Consider the following 19,283-nt stretch of genomic DNA (forward strand, 5'->3'; position numbering starts at 1 on the left):
ACGCTTCTCCCCTTATCCCTTTATCTCTAATAGTTTTTGCTTCAACTCATTTTCCATCGATGCCAGTTCCTGCTCCGCTTGCCGGCGCTTGTGCCTGCCTTCTTCTTGAATCCTCATCGTTTCCTCGAGAGTCGAGATCAAGTTAGCTTGAGTGGTCTTCAATGTTTCGAGATCGACAATTCCCCGTTCATTTTCTTTTGCCGTTTCAATCGTATTTATTTTAAGCATTTCAGAGTTCTTCAAGAGCAAGTCATTGGTAGTCTTGGAAACTTGCTTTTGTGCTTCTACAGCATGTCGCTGCCTGATCAGGGTCAGGGCAATCGCGACCTGATTTTTCCAAAGCGGAATCGCCGTCATGATCGAAGATTGTATTTTCTCGACCAGCGCCTGATTCGTATTCTGAATCAGCCTGATCTGCGGTGCGCTTTGTATCGTGATTTCCCGGCTCAATTTCAAATCATGCAGTCTTTTATCCAGGCGCTCGGCGAATTGGCGCATATCATTGACCTCTTGAAATTTCATTTGGTCATTGCTTGATTCAGCAGACTTCTTCAGCTCAGGGATCGTTTTCCCATGAATTTCTTCCAATTTGATTTCCCCTGCAGCAATATAGACATTCAACGCCTGAAAATACTCCTTGTTCGTTTCATAAAGTTTTTCAAGTATGACAATATCCGAAAGCAGGATATTCTTGCTCCGGTCAAGCTTCACACTGATTCTGTCAATTTGGGCGCCAGTTTTTTGATATTTGGACAGCACTTCCTGGACGGAACCGGAAAGCTTCCCGAACATCCGCGCAAAGAATGAGGGTTTATCCGTTTTAAGCTCATCTGGACTCAATTCATTTAACTTATTCATTAAGTCATTGATTATGCTCCCCACTTCACCGACATCCTTTTTCTGTACATGCTCTAGCATCGAATTCGAAAAGGTCAACAGCTTCGATTGGGCGGGCGTGCCGTAGGATATCATTGCTTGATGATTTGTCGGATCAATTTGCCCGGCAAGCTGATAAGCCTTTGCCCGATTTTCCTCAGGAATGACATCAATCAATTTAACCGGTTTTGCCTCCTGCGTAGAAGGAGAAGCATTCTCCAACTCCTGCACCTCATTGAATGGATTGGCTAGGAGATCATCGAGTAGGTTGGCATTATCTGTTTTGTTCAACAGGTTCGGATCATTATTATTCATTTTAACCTCCTGCTTTCATCAATGACTTGTGATTCTTTTCTCGTTTTTATCGATTGCCTTGCTACATCCAGTTCGAAGTTAAGGTTATCGATATCATCGGCAATGACATTATATAAATCCTTTTCTATCGTTTTAGTAAGGTCCTTCAAGGTTTTTCTGGTTTCCGCTAAGGATTGCTCAAGTTCCCTGTTCTTTCTTGGCTGCTGTGATAAAAAAACATATTTCTCTGCAAGTTCTGTGGCAGAATCCAGATGGGAATAGTAAAATTGTTCAGCCTGATAAAACCGTTTTGGTTCTTTTTTGGTAAGACTGTATATCTTCCTGATCATTTTGATCATATCCTTCCTTTGTTTAAAAGAAGAAATATGCCTGACCGAGATTAACGCCTTTTGCACCCGCCATATTTTCGGTTTTGCTTCACTTATATTTTTCTTTATATATTGATATTCTTTTCTCGTCAATCCATGCTTTTTAAGGAATCGAGAAGAAAAGTAAGCCGAACTCAGCCAGTATGAAACTGTACCTCCGGCTATGGAAATGGCAACCGAGGCAGCAAGAGGGAGATTAAAGGCAAAATAGCTGATCAGCAAGGCTGGCAAAACAACTGGAAATGCAATCAATATGGACAGAAAATCAGTTAGAACTCGATTCATGATCATTACACTCCTGACTTACACGCTTTTCTATATATACGGATTATTGCTGTGATAGGTTTCAATATGCAAAGATTTCTCCTACCTTAAACGATATAGGAATAAAGTCATTTCTGCAAATTTATTGAAATTTTTTCTTTAAAAAACAACAGCAAAACATCCAGCATTTTATAGGCTATCGCCTTGTCACTTCACCGTAAATTACATAAGTTATTACGTATATCCATCCTTCATTTAAAAGGAGAGTTGACGATGAATTCATCCGGATTTTATCCTTTTCCACAACAAAATGGAAATCAGCAGTACCTTCAGCCCTATTTCAACCAATATTTCCAACAGCCAGAACGATATCCTCATGATAATGTTCCTCAGCAGGATTGGAGCCCCCTGCAGGATCAAGTAAACTCAATCAACCCATTAACAGAACCATTCGATCCCGACAGGCAGCCGCCGCAATCTCAGCAACTCGAAAGAAGGGTACGGGAACTGGAGCGGCAAAATGAGCGACAAACCCGGGAACTCACCCGCCTCAACCAAGAAATCACACGTGTAAACCGAGAGGTGAACCGCGTAAACCAAGAAATTTCCCGGCTAAGTCAAACCGACCAACGCCATACGAACAGGCTGAACAGGCTTAATCAACGCCTGCGCACCGTTGAAAGGAACCTTAACATCCCCTTCAACGCAACAGATGATGGCTTTTAAATATACAATAAGTGGAGCTCATAACGGGCTTCATTTTTTTATCTTCAATTTGGGTGAGTTAGCTCGCGAGTTTGTGAAATTTACTCGCCAATTTCGGCAGTTTACTCGCGAGTTTTGCACTTTTACTCGCCAATTGGCGTGTTCTTCTTTCACTCGTCCCACTTTCTATAAAAACTAATCAATCGTTCGATTAATAGGCATGCCGTTTCCCCATCCTTATAAAGCCCGGCAAAAAAAAGAACGGGGTTCATTCCCGTTCCAGCATGAGTCGGTTCAATTTTTGGTTTCTTGATTCTTGTTCGTCTTTGGAAGACAAGTCATATTTCTTTAATAGATGAAAAAGTTCATTCAAAGTTTCCTGCGGCTGGTCATTTTTCATAAAAAGATTTAGTGTTTGGCTCAATGTTGGGGGTAAAAATGACTGTTGAGCATTTAATTTCAGTCTGACATCTTGCTGGGAATGATTAATATGGCATGTGCCCATTTTTGAGAATCACCTCTTAGATATTCTAACATTAGTATTGGCGCGGAACACCTTCCGCTTGTTCGTCCTGCTTCAAGTAATCTTCGACCTTGATGAATTCCGGAGAAGTATGTGTGGCCATGATTCCGTGATAGCTGATATCCAGTCCAAGCTCTTCCTCCTCATCAGTGGATCTTGTCGGGATCCAAATATTGATAACTTTAAAAGCGATCCATGTCAGCGAGAAGCCCCATACGCATAGTATCACTAATCCTAACGATTGCACTCCAAGTAAATGCCATCCTCCTCCGGTAAACAATCCTCCTTCAGCGGAGAAAAGGCCTAACGCTATCGTTCCCCACATGCCTGAGGCTGCATGAACGGGAAAGGCACCCACAGGATCGTCGATTTTCAGGGTCTCCAGCCAATTTGTTGCAGCGAGCATCAGCAGCCCGGAAACGGCCCCGATCAGTATCGCTGCAAGATCACTAACGAATGCACAGCCTGCGGTAATCCCGACGAGGCCTGCAAGCGAACCATTGATGACGGATGGTGCATCGGATCTGCCATACCTGAAAAGTGTGTAAAGGAGTGTCGTGGCCCCTCCAGATGCGGCTGAGAGCATCGTGACGATGGCAATATGGCCAATGCGTCCATCCGTAGCCTGCAATGTGCTTCCTGCATTAAACCCAAACCAGCCGAACCATAAGAGAAAGGCTCCGACAGATGCCAACGGTAGATTGCTTGGAAGCGATATCGAACTCGTTCCAACTGTGGTGAACTTACCCGCTCTCGGCCCTATAAAGATCGCCGCCGCCAATGCAGAGAAACCACCGAGTGCATGGATGACAGCCGATCCGGCAAAATCCTGCATGCCTAAATTGCTTAACCAGCCGCCGCCCCAGATCCAATGTCCTGCTACCGGATAAATGAAAGCCGTCATCATGACGACAAAAATGAGGTATGCGCGAAAATTAATCCGCTCGGCAACCGCACCTGAAACGATGGAGATTACGGCAATGACGAATGCCGCTTGAAATAGCCAATAGGCATCAATGGAAATCGTCAGGTCAATATGCGATAAATCGCCCTTGAGCAGGAATCCGCTTGCCCCAAAGAGACCAAATATATCGTTTCCATACATTAAGCCAAAGCCCATCACAAAATAACACAGCGTCCCGATTGTAATATCAGCAAAAACCTTCATGATTATATTGACATTATTCTTGGTTCGAACGAATCCTGCTTCCAATAAGGCAAAGCCGCCCTCCATCAGCAATATCATCGCCGCCGTCAAAACCACCCAAATCGTATCCAAGCCCGCGTTTAAGGTTACCAATGTCATCTTGATCGCCCCTCTTCTTTGCGACTGGCGATCATCTCTTTAATGATACCAGCGGGCAAATGCAATTCCCTTTTTTCCGGTTCTGCTTCCAATATGCCAATCGCCTCTTTCAATAAAGAGATCTTTCGCTTTATCGTTTCAATTTTTTTATATCTATCCTTGACATTCACCATATGCTCCACCGCCTTGTGATGGCTTGGAGCATGCCCGGTAAAAAAACGTTTTAATGGAGAAAGGGATTGGTACCAAGCTTCCTCGGCTCTCCGCTTTTGCTCGTATTTATGGATTTTGCTTTTGATTGATTCAATTTCAGATTCCTGTTTACTTCTTATGAATTGTAAATCGTTTAGGGCTTCTTCAGAGGGAATCTCAAAAACCGTCTTATTATATACATCATCGATTATATACATGTCATATCACCTCACATATTCACGTTACATTTTCTCCTAATTATATGCATAATTCTGAATTGAGTCAATATTTATGAAAAATTACAGCGCTTCAGCTATTAATCAAACGTTTGATTAAAGGAAAATTTGGAAAGTATATAAAACCGAAAATTTCCTTACGCTAAAAAAGCAATATAAAACAAGGGGGAATCCATGAATGACTGTAATCAATGATGTCAAAACCACTTTAGCCGGGCTTAAAAGTGCACAAGCGAGCTTTGAAACCTTCGCTCTTTCCACTGACAACGAGCAAGCCAAACAGCTTTACCAGCAAGCCGCACAACAAACCCAAACGATTGTCGACAGCATCACTCCTCGCATTAACGAAATCGAGAACCAGGAACCGCAATACAAACAATAATGACAGGTAAAAAGGTTGGTTTTTTGCGATCAACCTTTTTTATATAATGATGGCTGTTTGTACATACAGGCATTACGATAAAAAAATCTTAAAAGGGGTGGTTTTTAATGCATACAGGTTATCGCACTTGGGTGTTTGACCAGAAGCCCGTCATCGTGTCAACCGGTACCGTCGGCGGACCATTTGAAGCGAACGGATTGCTTGCCGATGATTTCGATCTGCTTCATTCAGATTTGTGGATTAATCAAGATACCTATGAAAAAGCCCATAAGGTGTTATTGGAAGATGCATGTACGAAGGCAATCGAAAAGGCTGGTCTCCAGAAGGAACAGATCCAATTTTTCCTTGGAGGCGACCTTATCAACCAAATGACACCAACAAGCTTCGCCTGCCGCACTCTAGGCACACCTTATATCGGCTTGTTCGGAGCCTGCTCCACATCCATGGAGGGACTTGCTCTTGGCGCGTACCTCGTCAATACGAACGGGGCAGATTACTTATTGACGGGAGCCTCAAGCCATAACGCCGCCGTGGAAAAGCAATTCCGCTACCCTACTGAATACGGTGGGCAAAAACCTCCTACTGCACAATGGACCGTTACAGGTGCAGGCGTAGCATTGCTAGCCAAGGCTGGTACAGGACCAAGGGTCACATCAGCTACGATTGGACGCGTCATCGACATGGGGTTGACCGATCCATTCAATATGGGCGGTGCCATGGCCCCTGCTGCCGTGGATACCATTGAAGCTCACTTAAGGGAACGAAATCTGGCCCCCTCCTATTATGATTTAATTGTGACAGGTGATTTAGGGAAGATCGGGCATGATGTTTCATTGGAGTTGTTGAATGAACATGGAATCAAGGTCAGGGAAAATCAGTATATGGATTGCGGTATGATGATATACCGGGATGGGCAGCCCGTCCTTTCGGGAGCAAGCGGGGCTGGTTGTTCGGCGGCTGTTGTGTATGGACATTTATTGAACCGCATGAAAAAAGGCGAAATCAAAAAAATGCTCGTGGTGGCGACCGGCGCTTTGTTATCTCCCCTATCCTTTCAACAAAATGAAACGATTCCAACAATTGCCCATGCTGTATCGATTGAGTATGACAGTGAGCCGCAGCCATGATTTTTTTAGGTAAAAGGAGGATGCAGTATGACGATAGCATCAGAAGTGAAGCAATGCGTCTCAAGCCTAAAGGGGATTGAAGCAGGTCTATCGAGTTTGGCACTTCGGGCCCAAGATGAAGAATCCAAGCGGATTTTGCATGAAACGATGCTTGCGGTGAATGAGATAATGAAGGAGGTACAGGAACGAGTGGGAAAATTGGAGCTGGAAGAACCGCAGTATAAAGGCTTTTAAACCGATCGATTATCGCAGGAGGTGTAAGGTAATGCCAAATTGGCTCGAAATTGTCATGCGGTCACTATTTTTTTTAATCGTTCTTTTCGTGATCACGAAAGTGTTAGGGAAAAAGCAGCTCTCACAGCTTTCCTTTTTTGAATATGTTACGGGCATAACCATTGGTAATGTCGGGGCTGAATTGGCTACCAAAGTGGAGGGAAATATTATTCACGGGGTATTGTCCATCCTCGTGTTTGCCTTAGCTCCCTTCCTTGCAGGTTCGATATCCCTGAAAAGCAAAACGTTCCGGGATCTTGTCGAAGGGAAAGCATCCGTTTTCATCAAGGATGGCAAGGTCATGGAGGATAATCTGAAAAAGGAAAAATATACAATCGATGAGTTGTTAGCCTTGCTCAGGAAAAAGGATGTATTCGATGTTTCCGAAGTTGAATTCGCCTTACTGGAAGCGAACGGGGATTTTTCGGTCATGCTTAAGCGGCAGAACCAGCCTTTGACACCGAAAGACCTTAAAATTCCAGTAGCTGCAGTCAAAGAGCCACAAACGATCGTGATGGACGGTCTCATACTGGATGAACCACTATCAACGATTGGGTTGAATAGGAATTGGCTTCACACTGAACTGGATAAGCTGGGTGTGACCTTTGAGAATGTGTTTCTTGCCCAAGCGAATTCCAACGGGGAATTAACGGTCGACCTTTTTGATGATAAACTCAAGGTTCCTTCTCCACAAGAAAGACCTTTATTACTGGCAACCATGAAAAAATGCCAAGCTGACTTGGAACTGTTCGCTCTCGGAACGGATTCAAAGGAAGCTAAAGAAATGTATAGCAACAATAGCGAAAAGCTGCAAAAAGCGATCGATCACGTAGCATTCATCTTAAAAAATTGATCTTCGTTAGTTTCAAGCCCTTACTTTCATTAACGAGGCGGTCAGTCCGATAAGAACGATCGATACACATGAATATAAGAATATTTCCACCCCTAAGGTGAAGACTGCCGCTGAGATGATCAGTGTATCTATAAGGATGATTGCTAAAGCAATATCCAATGAGGATGATTTGGAGATGATTTTGGCCAGCATATCCGTTCCGCCGCTGCTTGTCTCATAACGAAGCATGATTCCTATTCCCAATCCTATGATAACTCCCCCTGCCAAGGAGCTTGAGAGTATCGATAAGGAAAAGACATTTTTCAATGGGTTCAGCCAATCCATGAAAAGGGAGGTCAGAAGCAGACCGTGAACACTGCTATAGAAAAATGGCCGTTCATAGCACCATGCATATAAAAATATAGGCACGCTAAGGACTAGCATCGAAAGTCCCGTTTGAAAACCAAAGAAATAATGTAGGATGAGGGCAATTCCAATCACGCCTCCGTCTATTAGGTGATGAGGGACTAAAAAACCATTGATTCCGAAACCCAACAAAAAGCTACCAACAATTACTGCCACCACTTTTTGATAATTAATAAAATCACCTTGCCTCCCAATTCATATTTCTTAATATATGTCCAACTTAGGGAGTCAAGAATATACTGGTGAAAAAAATCTCTTCCTTGCAGAGTCTGAGGAAGGATAAGGAAAAAGAGCCCTGTCACGAGGACTGGACCCTTTTTGGATTATGCTTTAAGCTCTAATAACACAACGTTTTCCACATGTGTCGTCATCGGGAACATATCCACTGGCTGGATATCGACCGCTTTATAGCCGCCAGCTTCGAGGATATGAAGATCACGAGCTAGAGTGCCTGGGTTGCAAGATACATAGACCACTTTGTTCGGTTTCATCTCGACGATCGTATTAAGAAGAGATTCCTCACAGCCTTTGCGAGGAGGATCGACGACGATGACATCCGCCGTGTTTCCTTTTTGGTACCATTCAGCGATAATATTGCCTGCATCGCCAACGATGAAATCGGCATTCGAGATTTCATTCAATTCGGCATTGCGGCGAGCATCCTCGATCGCTTCTTCCACCACTTCTACACCGATGACTTTTTTTGCTTTTTTAGCTAGGAATAACGAAATCGTGCCAATGCCGCAATATGCATCTATGACTGTTTCTTCTCCCGTTAACCCCGCGTAATCGAGCGCTTTATCATAAAGGACCTTTGTTTGGTCGGGGTTGACTTGGTAAAAGGATTTGGCAGAAATGGCAAATTTCACGTCGCCAATCATATCATGAATCACTTCTTCGCCCCATAATAAGGTCATGTTATCGCCAAGGATGACGTTCGTTTTCTTGGAATTGACGTTTTGTACAATTGATTTCACCTTTGGCAGTCGATTGACGATTTCCTTCAAGATGGTTTCAATGAATGGAATGCTTTTCGTTCTTGTGACGAGCACGATCATCAATTCGCCGGTTTGCTTGCCGTAACGAGCCATGATGTGCCGCAATACACCTTTGTGCGTCTCCTCATCATAAGCAGGGATCCCAAGCTTACCGAAGATCTCCTTCACAACTTGAACGGCTTCACTGATCACTTCATGCTGGATGATGCTTTCTTTCGTTTCAACAATCTCATGTGTGCGTGGTTTGAAGAATCCCGCTATTAACTCTCCATCCTTTTCGCCGACAGGCACTTGCGCTTTATTGCGGTAATGAGTAGGATTATCCATGCCAATGATCGGATGGACAACCGCCCCTTCCAATTTCCCGATGCGCGCCATCACCTCACGGACTTGCTTTTCCTTGAATTCCAGCTGCCCTTCATAGCTCATATGCTGAAGCTGGCATCCACCATATTTATGGAAGTCTTCCGCTTTTATTTCCACACGATATGGACTGTTTTCTATAATTTCCATCAAGCGACCGAAGCCATAGCCTTTATTGGCCTTCATCACTTTAATATTCGCTTTTTCACCAGGCAATGCATTCTGGACAAAGATCGGGTAGCCGTCTACTTTAGCCACACCAGCTCCTTCATGTGTTAAGTCCTCGAATGAAACCTCTATAACATCGTTTTTAGCAACAGGTGCTTTTTTCTTCATATCATCTTCTCTTTTCTTTTTTAAGCTAGCCTGTATTTTACCACAATCCGAGCCTTGCCACAAAACGACTCACCAAATTACTTTGGTTTTCATAAAAATATAGTGGAAGGAATTACGGTTTTTTCATAGTTCCATGCATAAAAGGACGCTAAAAAAAGAAAAATAAGGAAAAATAATCGAGGTGAGGAAATGGGTTTATTTAACTCTATATCAGCCTGGAATGCAACACGGTTGGAAAAACATCGAGCAAGTATGGAGGAAAAAGGCCTCTGTCCGGACTGTTACGGGCGTGGATACAGCTCCTTCGTACCAACAGAATATCATTTTTCCGATATCCATGATTGCCCTGGTTGCAACGGCAGCGGAACCTACGCTGATTGGGCTGCCATGAATGGACAGCAAATGTAAGCAAGATGGTCGAGAACCCCCTGTTAAACAAAGGGGTTCCAGACTGTAGACAAACTCGATAAGAATCGAGTTTGTCTATTTTTATGGGGGATACAATATGGCCGTTGGTTTCCTCTCCAGGCACTCGCTTTCCGCGGGCGGTCCGGGAGCCTCCCCAGCTTTCAGCCTCCGCTGTCTCCCGTGACTCGCACTTCCCGCAGGAGTCTCGTACCTTACGTTCCAGCCAACTTTGTTTTACCTTTTAGTTAGAACACTTTTGCCTAGAGTCATTTTTTTAAAAAAATAGAAGGATTAATACTTGAGGTAATGAGGATGCTTTCTAAACATGATTCCATTCAGCGAGATCAACTTGAAATATGATTACGTTAGATCAACTGGTGCCACCGAACCATTTGGTTCGTAAAATAGAAGCTGCCATTGACTTCACTTTCATTTATGACTTGGTGAAAGATAGGTATTCAGAGGTAGGACGCCTTCAAGAAGAAATCAATCAAGATCGTGAAAACCATGAAAAAAAGCCTTTTCCGCCAGATAAATTTGATAAAGAAGAGACCAAAGAGATTAAAGAAAGGACAACGGATTCTGAGAGTGGCTACTATGTAAAAGATGAGCGAACAAACAAGTTGCTTAATCATTCCACGCGGCCGCAGAACGCAGCGGTTTTGTTTTGGGAACGATTGTAACACCTCGAAATACTCATCACAGTCAGATCTTAGAGCCACTAGTTGAACAAGTGATTTGAGCAGATGCAAAAGAAAAGCATGGTATGCGTTGGGCTGCTTTTAAGGGGACTTTAAAAATTGTCGATGCAGGCGATGCTTACTTTCGCTGCCATGAATGTAAAGATGATGGCCAATTGGACATGGCACGGTCCAAAAATGGCCAAACATGAGCTCGTAGAGCCCCAATCTTTTACCTATAGGAGAAAATTCAAAGGGAATTTCAAAAGGGGTTCGGAATTTTTTATTCCGAACCCCTTTTGTCTACAAACTGGAACCCCCTGTTAAACAAGGAGTTCTTCTGTACGTTTAACCAAGTAGCCAAATTCGAAGCCGCTGATTGTAACTGTCTTGATTTCTTCAAAGCCTAATTTTTTATAGAGACGGCTCGCCCCTTCATTTACATTCTCAACGACCAATGAAATCCTCGGATACCCCTGTTGTTTAGCAAACTCCTCGACATGCCGAATCAACTGGCTCCCGATCCCTTTTCCTTGAAAATTCGGATCGACGCATATTGTATCCAAATAGAAGTCACTCATCTCCGCTTCTTTATCAAATGTAATGCTCGGGTCTTTCCGCTTCCGCCTTAATTGTCCAAGGATCGGTTCATCCAATTCCTGTGCGTCTTTGCCATGGTATGCTACGATCAATCCCGAGATTTCACCATCATGGACACTTACGAAAGTATTTTCATAACTGATCCGATTTCCGCGTTTCCTGAAGAAATCTGCAAGGACGGAAAGGATCTTTTCTTCTTCGGATTCCCCCGTCAATGCTTCTGCAATTTCCTTTATCGCTAACCGGATCAATCTGGCTGCCTTGTCCGCTTCTTCCGGTTTCGCTTGCCTAATATACATATTCACGCATTCTCCTTGCAAAGTTTTACTTAAAAAGGCCACCGGATTACTGTGACCTTTTTCTTCTATTTATTTGTCGGATCGTCCGGCAATATTCCTTGTGGAATGAATACATCGAAATGGCGGTATTGATTGACGAATTCAGCCGGGGCCATCCCGCCAAACTCCCCGTCCAGATTAAGCATCATGTCCTTTTTGGCTTGTACTTTTATCCGATTCGCTTTTTCATAAATGACGTTTTTATCATGGATATGTTCGCCGCGCATGGCCAATGTAGCAACACGGACAATATCCGCAAGATTGGCTTTTTTCAAAATGAGCAGTGTGAACATGCCATCATTCAGGGATGCATCGGGAGCCAATTTTTCGAAGCCGCCTACCGAATTCGTGTTAGCGACCAAGAAAAGCATGATTTCCCCTTCAAACAGCTTTCCATCATATTCGATGGAAACCTCCGTCGGCTTAATTGAGGGAAGCATTTCGATACCTTTTATATAATATGCCAACTGCCCAAGCATGGTTTTCAGCTTGATCGGCACGTCGTATGTCAGTTCAGTCAATCGGCCTCCGCCGGCAATATTGATGAAGTATTTATCATTCATTTTTCCGATATCGATCGGCATCGTATGCCCGCGGGCAATGATTTCTGCTGCACCTTCGATTGACTTCGGTAAATGCAGTGCCCTGGCGAAATCATTCGTCGTTCCCGTCGGAATGATCCCTAGTTTCGGACGCTTCTCTGCAGTCGCCAGTCCATTAACAACCTCATAGATCGTACCGTCGCCCCCTGCTGCAATGACAATGTCATAGCCTCGTTCAATTGCAATCTTTGCTGCATTCGTCGCATCACCGGCACCAGTCGTGGCATGGGCAGATGCTTCATAACCAGCTTCCTCAAGTTTCGCTAGCACGCCTGGCAAACTTTTCTTAATGGCTTCCCGGCCTGAAGTCGGGTTGTAAATCAGCCTTGCTCTTTTCATTTCCCATCATCCTTATACATATTGATTCCATAATTTACATCTTAATCCTTCGTTACATGAAAAGCAATATTCGAAAAAAAAGAGGACCGTACTCTCGGTCCATATCTTTATATGCATTTTTCCAGAATTGTTATCAGGGAAATTATAATGCTTTTTATCATTTTATTCTAGTAAATGATTTCATTTACTGGTGATGAACCGTAACATTAATCGTATCTGTGACCGTTAAAATATGATTCCCTTTTCCTGACGTGAATATCCCGTTCTTTTTTTCTTGGTCATTTTCACTTACTTGTTCTTGTTTCCCATCATCTATCTTCCAGCCGTCTTTTGGGCCTTCAAGTTCGTCTGCCCCTCTTGCATCTATCTTGATATCGCTATTGTCTTGAAGAAACACACTAAGGCTTCCGCTGTCCTTCACATTCCAATCATTCAGAAGCTGACGAGGTTTCAAGACAAGGTCGGCATTTTGACCTTCTATCTCCAAGGCCAGATCGGCAGGGATGACCAGAGTCGCCTCAAGATTCATGCTGCCACTGTCCAAAATCCGGTTTGGGATCGGCAAATCCTTGAAGCTGATATAAAGTGTATCACCATTTCTTTTAACCATTAAATAATCATCCGTCCGTTTCAACAAGGGCTCTGAATTCTTCATTCCCCGCTCATCATATGTCCCGAAAACGGAGACCGATTCTGCTGTACCGCTTTCCACCGTCAAGGGGTAATGGCCCGAGTCCAAGACGATTCTTTCTATTCCTTTTCCGGCCTTTTCATTAAAGCCAGGTAAATTGACGGTTTTTTCTTCGCTTTTCACCGCTGCCCTGACCTGTTCCATCAAGCCGCTCGACGTTAACAGGATGCAGACGATTCCCATCATCCCAAGCAAGCCTACGAACAGGATGCTAAGAATATCATACTTAACGAAGGAAGTTTCTTTTCTCGAGAAAAAAACAAAGAAAAGAATCTCCGCACCCAGGATGATGAACACCAGCGGCCACCATGAAAGGAGTATTGTCGTCAAATCCACATGCAGGAATTGGGAAGCTAGTAAAACCACACCCAAACCGACAAGGGCCGCGCCCATTGAAATCGTTCCCACTCTCCACGTTCTCATTCTGTATCCTCCTCCATCCCAGCTTTTTTACTGCCTGACATCAGCTTGATTCCACCGCCTATGAGAAGGATGCAGACCAATCCTTTTTGGAAATAATCTCTAAACCAATATTCGAGGTTGCTTCCAAGCCATTCATTTAAATGGGGGGCAATCGCCGGTACGATGATATTACTTGCCAGGAAATAGATTCCAAGTCCCACTAAACCGAAGCCCATCCATTTTTGTTGATAGACGATCCCTGAGATGATGGGCGTATCGTCAACAGGACCTTCTTCCATTTTTGATGCTTTTTGCAATCCATCAAAAAAGCTATAAAACCAGATGATTGGAATTAGGAAAAAGAAGAAGCCCAGCCGCAGTAAGTCCAATATATAAATGGCGAATAAAAAAACTGCCATCAATTGAATCCCTCGTTTTTGCAGGCCTAAATATAAGTGTCCGGCCCCAGGAAAAATGGAAAATAATGTAGCGATTGATTTACTCTTCTTCCCGGACTCCCTCCTTTGCTCGAACTCTTCAAGCACTGTTCGGTCGATAAGTTCCTCCCCGCGTTGCTTTTTATTCAGCTGTTGGACGGAATCAAAAAAGCTGTAAATCCAGATGACTGGCAATAGTGCCATGAATATTAACAGGCCTTCCATTCTTGTCATTATGCTCAGGAATACCACCATAATGCCGAGTCCTAAAAAACCGATGAGAAAAGTGAGTCCACGGTTCATGAGTCCAAGCTGAAAATGCCCTACGCCAGGAACGAATGAAAGAATGATCACATAAAACCTTTCCGCTTCAGGCTGTGCCGCCAATTTCTCCATCTCCGCTTCACCTTGTGGCTTTCTTGAAGAAGTGACCACCAAGTCAAATATACTAATGAGGTAAAACAGCAGGCCAAGGACGGAAAAGGCAGCGAACGCCTCGGCATGACTGACCACGGCAAGCATTAAACCACCAAGCCCGAATCCGAACGTAGCAAGAAAATAAAATAACCCTTTATATGTCCTTCCAAGATAAAAATGCCCGAATCCCGGAAGAAACGATAATAAAAAAGCGATGACCGGGCTTTTATTCATTTATAAACCCCTCCTTATTTTTCTTTTCGATCGAGTCCATCCAATTAAAAGTTTTATTGATCAGCCCATCTGTCAGGGATTTGGTTTCCTTCACACTGGTGGTTTCCACCGAATCCACGTATTCAGTCAAAGATTGAAATACTCCGCCAGCCATTAATAAAATCGTGAATCCGGCCGCTATCAAATAATGTCTCGCGATCGTCCGTAGTGAGTTCTCTTTCCGTATATGTGTAGCCTCTTCTTCAGCATCGCCTTTTTCGCGCTTGATCTCTTTCATGACAGAATCTGCAAGGTCATCGCTAATGGACACGACGCTCGCCTCTTCCGTTTCCAGTACTTCCATATAAATGGATAAACACTCGTCACAGGAGTATAGATGATTTTCATATTCTATTTTTAGATACTCGGGTATTTCATCAGCCAAATAGGCAACCCATCCGTCCCTGGAAACATGATTCATGAAAAATCCTCCTCTTTCCAATGTTTTCTCATCCAATTTCTTGCACGGTATAACTTAACCTCGACAGACTTAACCTGGATCTGCTGTTCCTCTGCAATTTGCTTGAATGTCTTCTCCTTTATGTAGTAATCATATACCACGTCACGATACCCCTCCGGGAGATCATTCAGCTTCCGCAATACTTGCTTTCTTCTTTCATTTTGAAAAAAAACTGCCTCTGCATCGTCAGAAGCGCCCATATCGTCTTCCGCTGATTGTTCATCATGCGGCTCTTCCTTTTGGCGCTGCCTTTTTCTCTTAAGGTCGATTGCATGATTCACAGCGATACGGGTAATCCAAGTTTTAAAGCCCTGATTCTTATATTGAGGAAGAGAAGTATAGATTTTGATAAAGACTTCCTGGGTAACATCTTCAGCATCCTTTTGATTGCGTAAAACAGAGTAGACCGTTCGATATATCGATTGTTTGTACGTTTCAATTAATATTCGGAATGCATGATCATTCCCAGCCCTGACCTTCTCCACTAACTCATCCGTCACTTCTCTTCCTCCTTCCTTGTTAAACATTCACGTAATAGACGACACGAAAAGGAGTTACCCCTACAGATAACTCCAAATTTTTTTAATCCTTTCTCCAATCAAGTGAAAACCGTACCACTTTAATAGTGATACGGCCAAAAATTATCGTTTATTGATTTGCTCAACCAAAATTTTATTAACAAGCTGTGGATTGGCTTGACCTTTCGTTGCCTTCATAATCTGCCCGACAAGGAATCCGATTGCCTTTTGCTTACCGGCTTTAAAGTCTTCGATTGATTGCGGATTATTATTCAGCGCTTCTTCAACCGCAGTAAGCAATGCTCCTTCATCGGAGATTTGGACAAGTCCCTTCTCCTTGACGATCGTTTCTGCATCCCCGCCATTTTCAATCAATTCCTTGAAAACTTTTTTTGCGATTTTTGAAGAAATCGTCCCGTCTTCAATCAGCTTGATCATGCCTGCCAATGATCCGGCCGTCAGTTGGACATCATGCAGTTCTTTTCCTTCGGCATTTAAGAATGCGGAAACCTCGCCCATAATCCAGTTGGATGCCAGTTTTGCATCCGCTCCAGCCGCTACAGTCGCTTCAAAGAAATCAGCCGTTTCTTTCGTTACCGTTAAGACGGCTGCATCATATTCGGGTAAGCCGAATTCCTCGACATACCGTTTTTTGCGGGCATCCGGAAGCTCTGGAATTTCTGCAGCGATGCGTGCTTTCCATTCTTCATCGATATGAATCGTCAATAAGTCCGGCTCCGGGAAGTAACGATAATCATCGGATCCTTCTTTCACCCTCATAAGGACTGTTCTGCCTGTGGCTTCGTCGAACCTGCGTGTCTCCTGTTCAATAATGCCGCCCTCGTTCAAGATTTCCGCTTGGCGGATTTCTTCATGCTCCAATCCTTTGCGAACGAAGTTGAAGGAATTCAGGTTTTTCAGTTCGGTCTTCGTGCCGAATTCCTTTTGCCCGACAGGCTTCAAGGAAATGTTGGCATCACAGCGCAGTGAGCCTTCCTCCATTTTACAATCGGAAACGCCTGTATACTGAATGATCGATTTCAATTTTTCCAGATAGGCATATGCCTCTTCAGGGGAAGTGATATCCGGTTCGGAAACGATTTCAACAAGAGGAGTTCCCTGACGGTTATAGTCACATAGGGAGTAGTTTCCTTTATGTGTCAGTTTCCCTGCATCTTCTTCCATATGGATGCGGGTTATGCCGATTTTCTTTTTCTTGCCTCCGACTTCAATTTCTATCCAGCCATGCTCACCGATTGGTTGATCGAACTGGGAAATTTGGTAGGCTTTAGGATTGTCCGGGTAAAAATAGTTCTTCCGGTCGAATTTCGTAATTTCCGCCACTTCACAATTCAGTGCGATGGCTGCCTTCATTGCGAAATCAACAGCCTTTTTGTTGACGACAGGCAATACGCCTGGATAGCCTAGATCAATTACGGTCGTGTTGCTATTCGGAGCGGCACCGAAATGGTTCGGGCTCGCTGAGAATATTTTTGAATCCGTTTTTAATTCTACGTGTACTTCTAAACCAATTACCGTTTCAAAGTCCATTTTTTTCACCCCTTACAGCTTAGGAAATTGTTTATGAAAATCTGTTGCTTGCTCGAATGCGTGAGCTGCGCGATAAATCGTGCTTTCATCAAAATGCTTACCGATCATCTGAAGCCCGAGCGGAAGCCCATTCGCACCGAATCCGCACGGCACGGATATCCCTGGTACACCTGCAAGGTTGACTGGGATCGTTAAAATGTCATTCGCGTACATTGTTAATGGGTCGTCCATTTTTTCACCGATTTTAAATGCTGGCGTAGGTGTAGTCGGGCCAACGATGAGATCATATTTTTCAAAAACATCCTCAAAGTCCCGCTTGATTAAAGTACGTACTTTTTGAGCCTTTTTATAATAAGCGTCATAATAGCCTGAGCTTAGGGAGAACGTTCCTAGCATGATGCGGCGTTTCACTTCGTCACCGAACCCCTCGGCACGGGTTTGTTTATACATTTCTATAAGCGTTTCCGCATTATCTGTACGGTGTCCGAACCGAACTCCATCGAAGCGGGAAAGGTTAGCCGAAGCTTCGGATGAAGATAGCAGATAATAAGCAGCCAAGGCATATTTGGAATGGGGCAAGGATACTTCTTCCCATTCAGCTCCAAGGCCTTCCAATACTTTTAACGCTTCAAGAACGGAATTACGCGCTTCTTCGCCAACACCTTCGCCTAAATATTCTTTAGGAACGGCAATTTTCAAACCTCGAACATCGCCTGTTAATGAATTCACAAAATTCGGCACGTCCAAGTTCGCTGAGGTGGAATCCATTGGATCTACACCAGAAATCGCCTCAAGTAAATAGGCATTATCTTCTACCGTTCTTGTTACCGGTCCAATTTGGTCCAATGAAGAGGCGAACGCCACTAATCCGTAACGGGAAACCCTTCCATAAGTAGGCTTGAGGCCGACTACGCCGCAATAAGCCGCTGGTTGGCGGATCGATCCACCTGTATCCGAGCCTAGAGAGAATAAGACTTCACCTGAAGCGACGGAAGCAGCAGAACCGCCTGATGAACCGCCCGGTACGTAATCCGTGTTCCAAGGGTTGCGTGTGGCCTGATAGGCAGAATTCTCATTGGAAGACCCCATTGCAAATTCATCCATGTTTAATTTACCGATGGTCACCGTTTCGGCCTTTTGTAATTTTTGAACGACAGTTGCGTCATAAATTGGATCAAAGTTCTCCAAAATTTTGCTCGCACAAGTCGTCCGTAAGTTTTTTGTGACAATATTATCTTTAACTCCGATTGGCATGCCAAATAAAGCGCCTTCGTTCCCGCCATTAACCAATTGGTCATCCAATATTTTTGCTTGAGTGCGGGCGTTTTCCTCATCAAGAGTCAAAAATGCCTTCACCTTGCCTTCTACCTCGCCGATCCGCTTATATGATTCGTTAACCAGATCAGTAACGCTGATCTCTTTCTTATGTAAGCGTTCGTGCAGCTCAGAAACCTTTTGTTCGAACAACGACATCATTGTCCCTCCTTATTCGATTATGGATGGTACACGGATATATCCTTCTTTACTATCCGGTGCATTTTTCACTACTTCTTCCACTGGCAATCCGGGCTTTGCAACATCTTCCCGCATTACATTTTTCATATCCAAAACGTGAGAAGTCGGGTTCACTTGATCTGTATCAAGCTCATTCAACTGCTCCGCAAATGAAATCATTTGGTCAAGCTGATGCTGAAACTGCTTTGCTTCTTCTTCCGTAATGGCCAAACGTGCCAAATGGGCAACGTGTTTAACCTGTTCCATTGAAATACGTGACATTCTCTTCACCTCCGAAAAAATATCCAAATCGACTGAAATTCGCCGCTTTTCTCCATAAAATCATCGTTTAAATCATATCAAACTATTACACAGTAAAGCAACAGGAGATACCATGTCGAAATTCAAATATTTGATAAGCAAAATAGGATATTTTCCGGGAAATATGGGAAAGTTGACGGAATTTCCGGGGAAATGGCACAAAGTCCGTTAAGTTCGACAAACCTCCCCTTTTTTGATAGGAAGTCACTTCCTGGTATGGAAGCTCTTAT

The 19,283-nt window shown here is 43.7% G+C and carries 22 protein-coding genes and 1 pseudogene; 7 read left to right on the forward strand and 16 right to left on the reverse strand.

The window, feature by feature from the left end; genetic code table 11:
- Positions 1–12 precede the first annotated feature (12 nt).
- The gene (locus tag QNI08_RS17325; protein ID WP_285768648.1) at positions 13–1,191 is read right to left on the reverse strand and encodes a toxic anion resistance protein; all 1,179 of its coding nucleotides are present in this window, start codon (positions 1,189–1,191) and stop codon (positions 13–15) included.
- Positions 1,188–1,844 (reverse strand): 5-bromo-4-chloroindolyl phosphate hydrolysis family protein, encoded by a 657-nt coding sequence (locus QNI08_RS17330; RefSeq protein WP_285768649.1) that lies wholly within the window; start codon positions 1,842–1,844, stop codon positions 1,188–1,190. The genes QNI08_RS17325 and QNI08_RS17330 overlap by 4 nt, the downstream gene beginning before the upstream one ends.
- 252 nt (positions 1,845–2,096) lie before the next feature.
- Here QNI08_RS17330 and QNI08_RS17335 point away from each other — a divergent pair, with 252 nt between their 5' ends.
- A complete protein-coding gene (locus tag QNI08_RS17335; protein ID WP_285768650.1) occupies positions 2,097–2,549 on the forward strand; it encodes a hypothetical protein in 453 nt (150 codons plus the stop codon).
- A 247-nt stretch (positions 2,550–2,796) separates the two neighbouring features.
- Here the strand turns inward: QNI08_RS17335 and QNI08_RS17340 are convergent, their stop codons facing one another.
- Genes QNI08_RS17340 through QNI08_RS17350 form a run of 3 tightly spaced genes read right to left on the reverse strand, consistent with a single transcriptional unit; the run spans position 2,797 to position 4,767 of the window.
- Positions 2,797–3,033: a hypothetical protein gene (locus QNI08_RS17340; RefSeq protein ID WP_285768651.1), complete on the reverse strand. Its 237-nt coding sequence runs from the start codon at positions 3,031–3,033 to the stop codon at positions 2,797–2,799.
- Positions 3,034–3,064: 31 nt separating this feature from the next.
- Positions 3,065–4,357, reverse strand: coding sequence for an ammonium transporter (locus QNI08_RS17345; RefSeq protein WP_285768652.1), 1,293 nt, complete (start codon positions 4,355–4,357; stop codon positions 3,065–3,067).
- Entirely contained in the window at positions 4,354–4,767 is a 414-nt protein-coding gene (locus tag QNI08_RS17350) for a hypothetical protein (protein WP_285768653.1), read from the reverse strand. The genes QNI08_RS17345 and QNI08_RS17350 overlap by 4 nt, the downstream gene beginning before the upstream one ends.
- Positions 4,768–4,963: 196 nt before the next feature.
- Here QNI08_RS17350 and QNI08_RS17355 point away from each other — a divergent pair, with 196 nt between their 5' ends.
- From QNI08_RS17355 to QNI08_RS17370, 4 genes are all read left to right on the forward strand, one after another.
- Positions 4,964–5,167, forward strand: coding sequence for a DUF1657 domain-containing protein (locus QNI08_RS17355; protein ID WP_285768654.1), 204 nt, complete (start codon positions 4,964–4,966; stop codon positions 5,165–5,167).
- A 107-nt stretch (positions 5,168–5,274) separates the two neighbouring features.
- A complete protein-coding gene (gene spoVAD, locus QNI08_RS17360) occupies positions 5,275–6,294 on the forward strand; it encodes a stage V sporulation protein AD (RefSeq protein ID WP_285768655.1) in 1,020 nt (339 codons plus the stop codon).
- A 27-nt stretch (positions 6,295–6,321) separates the two neighbouring features.
- Positions 6,322–6,528 carry a DUF1657 domain-containing protein gene (locus QNI08_RS17365; RefSeq protein WP_285768656.1) on the forward strand — a complete coding sequence of 69 codons (207 nt, stop codon included), beginning with the start codon at positions 6,322–6,324 and terminating at the stop codon, positions 6,526–6,528.
- Positions 6,529–6,559: 31 nt separating this feature from the next.
- The gene (locus QNI08_RS17370) at positions 6,560–7,420 is read left to right on the forward strand and encodes a DUF421 domain-containing protein (protein ID WP_285768657.1); all 861 of its coding nucleotides are present in this window, start codon (positions 6,560–6,562) and stop codon (positions 7,418–7,420) included.
- 12 nt (positions 7,421–7,432) lie between these two features.
- Here QNI08_RS17370 and QNI08_RS17375 read toward each other — a convergent pair whose 3' ends face one another.
- Both QNI08_RS17375 and rlmD read right to left on the reverse strand, forming a co-directional pair.
- Entirely contained in the window at positions 7,433–7,984 is a 552-nt protein-coding gene (locus QNI08_RS17375; protein WP_352231229.1) for a YitT family protein, read from the reverse strand.
- A 164-nt stretch (positions 7,985–8,148) separates the two neighbouring features.
- Positions 8,149–9,522, reverse strand: a complete 1,374-nt coding sequence (gene rlmD, locus QNI08_RS17380; protein WP_285768658.1) for a 23S rRNA (uracil(1939)-C(5))-methyltransferase RlmD — start codon at positions 9,520–9,522, stop codon at positions 8,149–8,151.
- Between the two features lie 181 nt (positions 9,523–9,703).
- On the opposite strand from rlmD, the gene QNI08_RS17385 reads away from it, so the two are divergent.
- The gene (locus QNI08_RS17385) at positions 9,704–9,913 is read left to right on the forward strand and encodes a hypothetical protein (RefSeq protein WP_285768659.1); all 210 of its coding nucleotides are present in this window, start codon (positions 9,704–9,706) and stop codon (positions 9,911–9,913) included.
- Between the two features lie 373 nt (positions 9,914–10,286).
- Positions 10,287–10,388: pseudogene (locus QNI08_RS22610) on the forward strand (hypothetical protein); the annotation flags it as partial.
- 545 nt (positions 10,389–10,933) lie between these two features.
- Here the strand turns inward: QNI08_RS22610 and QNI08_RS17395 are convergent.
- The 9 genes from QNI08_RS17395 to gatC form a co-directional block, all read right to left on the reverse strand.
- Positions 10,934–11,509 (reverse strand): GNAT family N-acetyltransferase, encoded by a 576-nt coding sequence (locus QNI08_RS17395; protein ID WP_285768660.1) that lies wholly within the window; start codon positions 11,507–11,509, stop codon positions 10,934–10,936.
- Between the two features lie 65 nt (positions 11,510–11,574).
- Complete coding sequence (locus QNI08_RS17400; protein ID WP_061140536.1) at positions 11,575–12,489, reverse strand: diacylglycerol kinase; 915 nt, start codon at positions 12,487–12,489, stop codon at positions 11,575–11,577.
- Positions 12,490–12,673: 184 nt separating this feature from the next.
- Positions 12,674–13,603, reverse strand: coding sequence for a LiaI-LiaF-like domain-containing protein (locus tag QNI08_RS17405; protein ID WP_285768661.1), 930 nt, complete (start codon positions 13,601–13,603; stop codon positions 12,674–12,676).
- Positions 13,600–14,670 carry a TM2 domain-containing protein gene (locus QNI08_RS17410; RefSeq protein ID WP_285768662.1) on the reverse strand — a complete coding sequence of 357 codons (1,071 nt, stop codon included), beginning with the start codon at positions 14,668–14,670 and terminating at the stop codon, positions 13,600–13,602. Before QNI08_RS17410 ends, QNI08_RS17405 begins: the two co-directional genes overlap by 4 nt.
- Positions 14,663–15,130: an anti-sigma factor gene (locus QNI08_RS17415; protein WP_285768663.1), complete on the reverse strand. Its 468-nt coding sequence runs from the start codon at positions 15,128–15,130 to the stop codon at positions 14,663–14,665. The genes QNI08_RS17410 and QNI08_RS17415 overlap by 8 nt, the downstream gene beginning before the upstream one ends.
- Entirely contained in the window at positions 15,127–15,669 is a 543-nt protein-coding gene (locus QNI08_RS17420; RefSeq protein ID WP_285768664.1) for an RNA polymerase sigma factor, read from the reverse strand. Before QNI08_RS17420 ends, QNI08_RS17415 begins: the two co-directional genes overlap by 4 nt.
- A 141-nt stretch (positions 15,670–15,810) precedes the next feature.
- Complete coding sequence (gene gatB, locus QNI08_RS17425) at positions 15,811–17,238, reverse strand: Asp-tRNA(Asn)/Glu-tRNA(Gln) amidotransferase subunit GatB (RefSeq protein WP_285768665.1); 1,428 nt, start codon at positions 17,236–17,238, stop codon at positions 15,811–15,813.
- Between the two features lie 12 nt (positions 17,239–17,250).
- Positions 17,251–18,711, reverse strand: a complete 1,461-nt coding sequence (gatA, locus tag QNI08_RS17430) for an Asp-tRNA(Asn)/Glu-tRNA(Gln) amidotransferase subunit GatA (RefSeq protein ID WP_285768694.1) — start codon at positions 18,709–18,711, stop codon at positions 17,251–17,253.
- Positions 18,712–18,723: 12 nt separating this feature from the next.
- The gene (gatC, locus tag QNI08_RS17435; RefSeq protein ID WP_034306082.1) at positions 18,724–19,014 is read right to left on the reverse strand and encodes an Asp-tRNA(Asn)/Glu-tRNA(Gln) amidotransferase subunit GatC; all 291 of its coding nucleotides are present in this window, start codon (positions 19,012–19,014) and stop codon (positions 18,724–18,726) included.
- Between the last annotated feature and the right edge of the window lie 269 nt (positions 19,015–19,283).

Origin of the sequence: Peribacillus folii (assembly GCF_030271255.1) — a bacterium.
In the GTDB taxonomy this organism is placed as follows: Bacteria; Bacillota; Bacilli; order Bacillales; family DSM-1321; genus Peribacillus.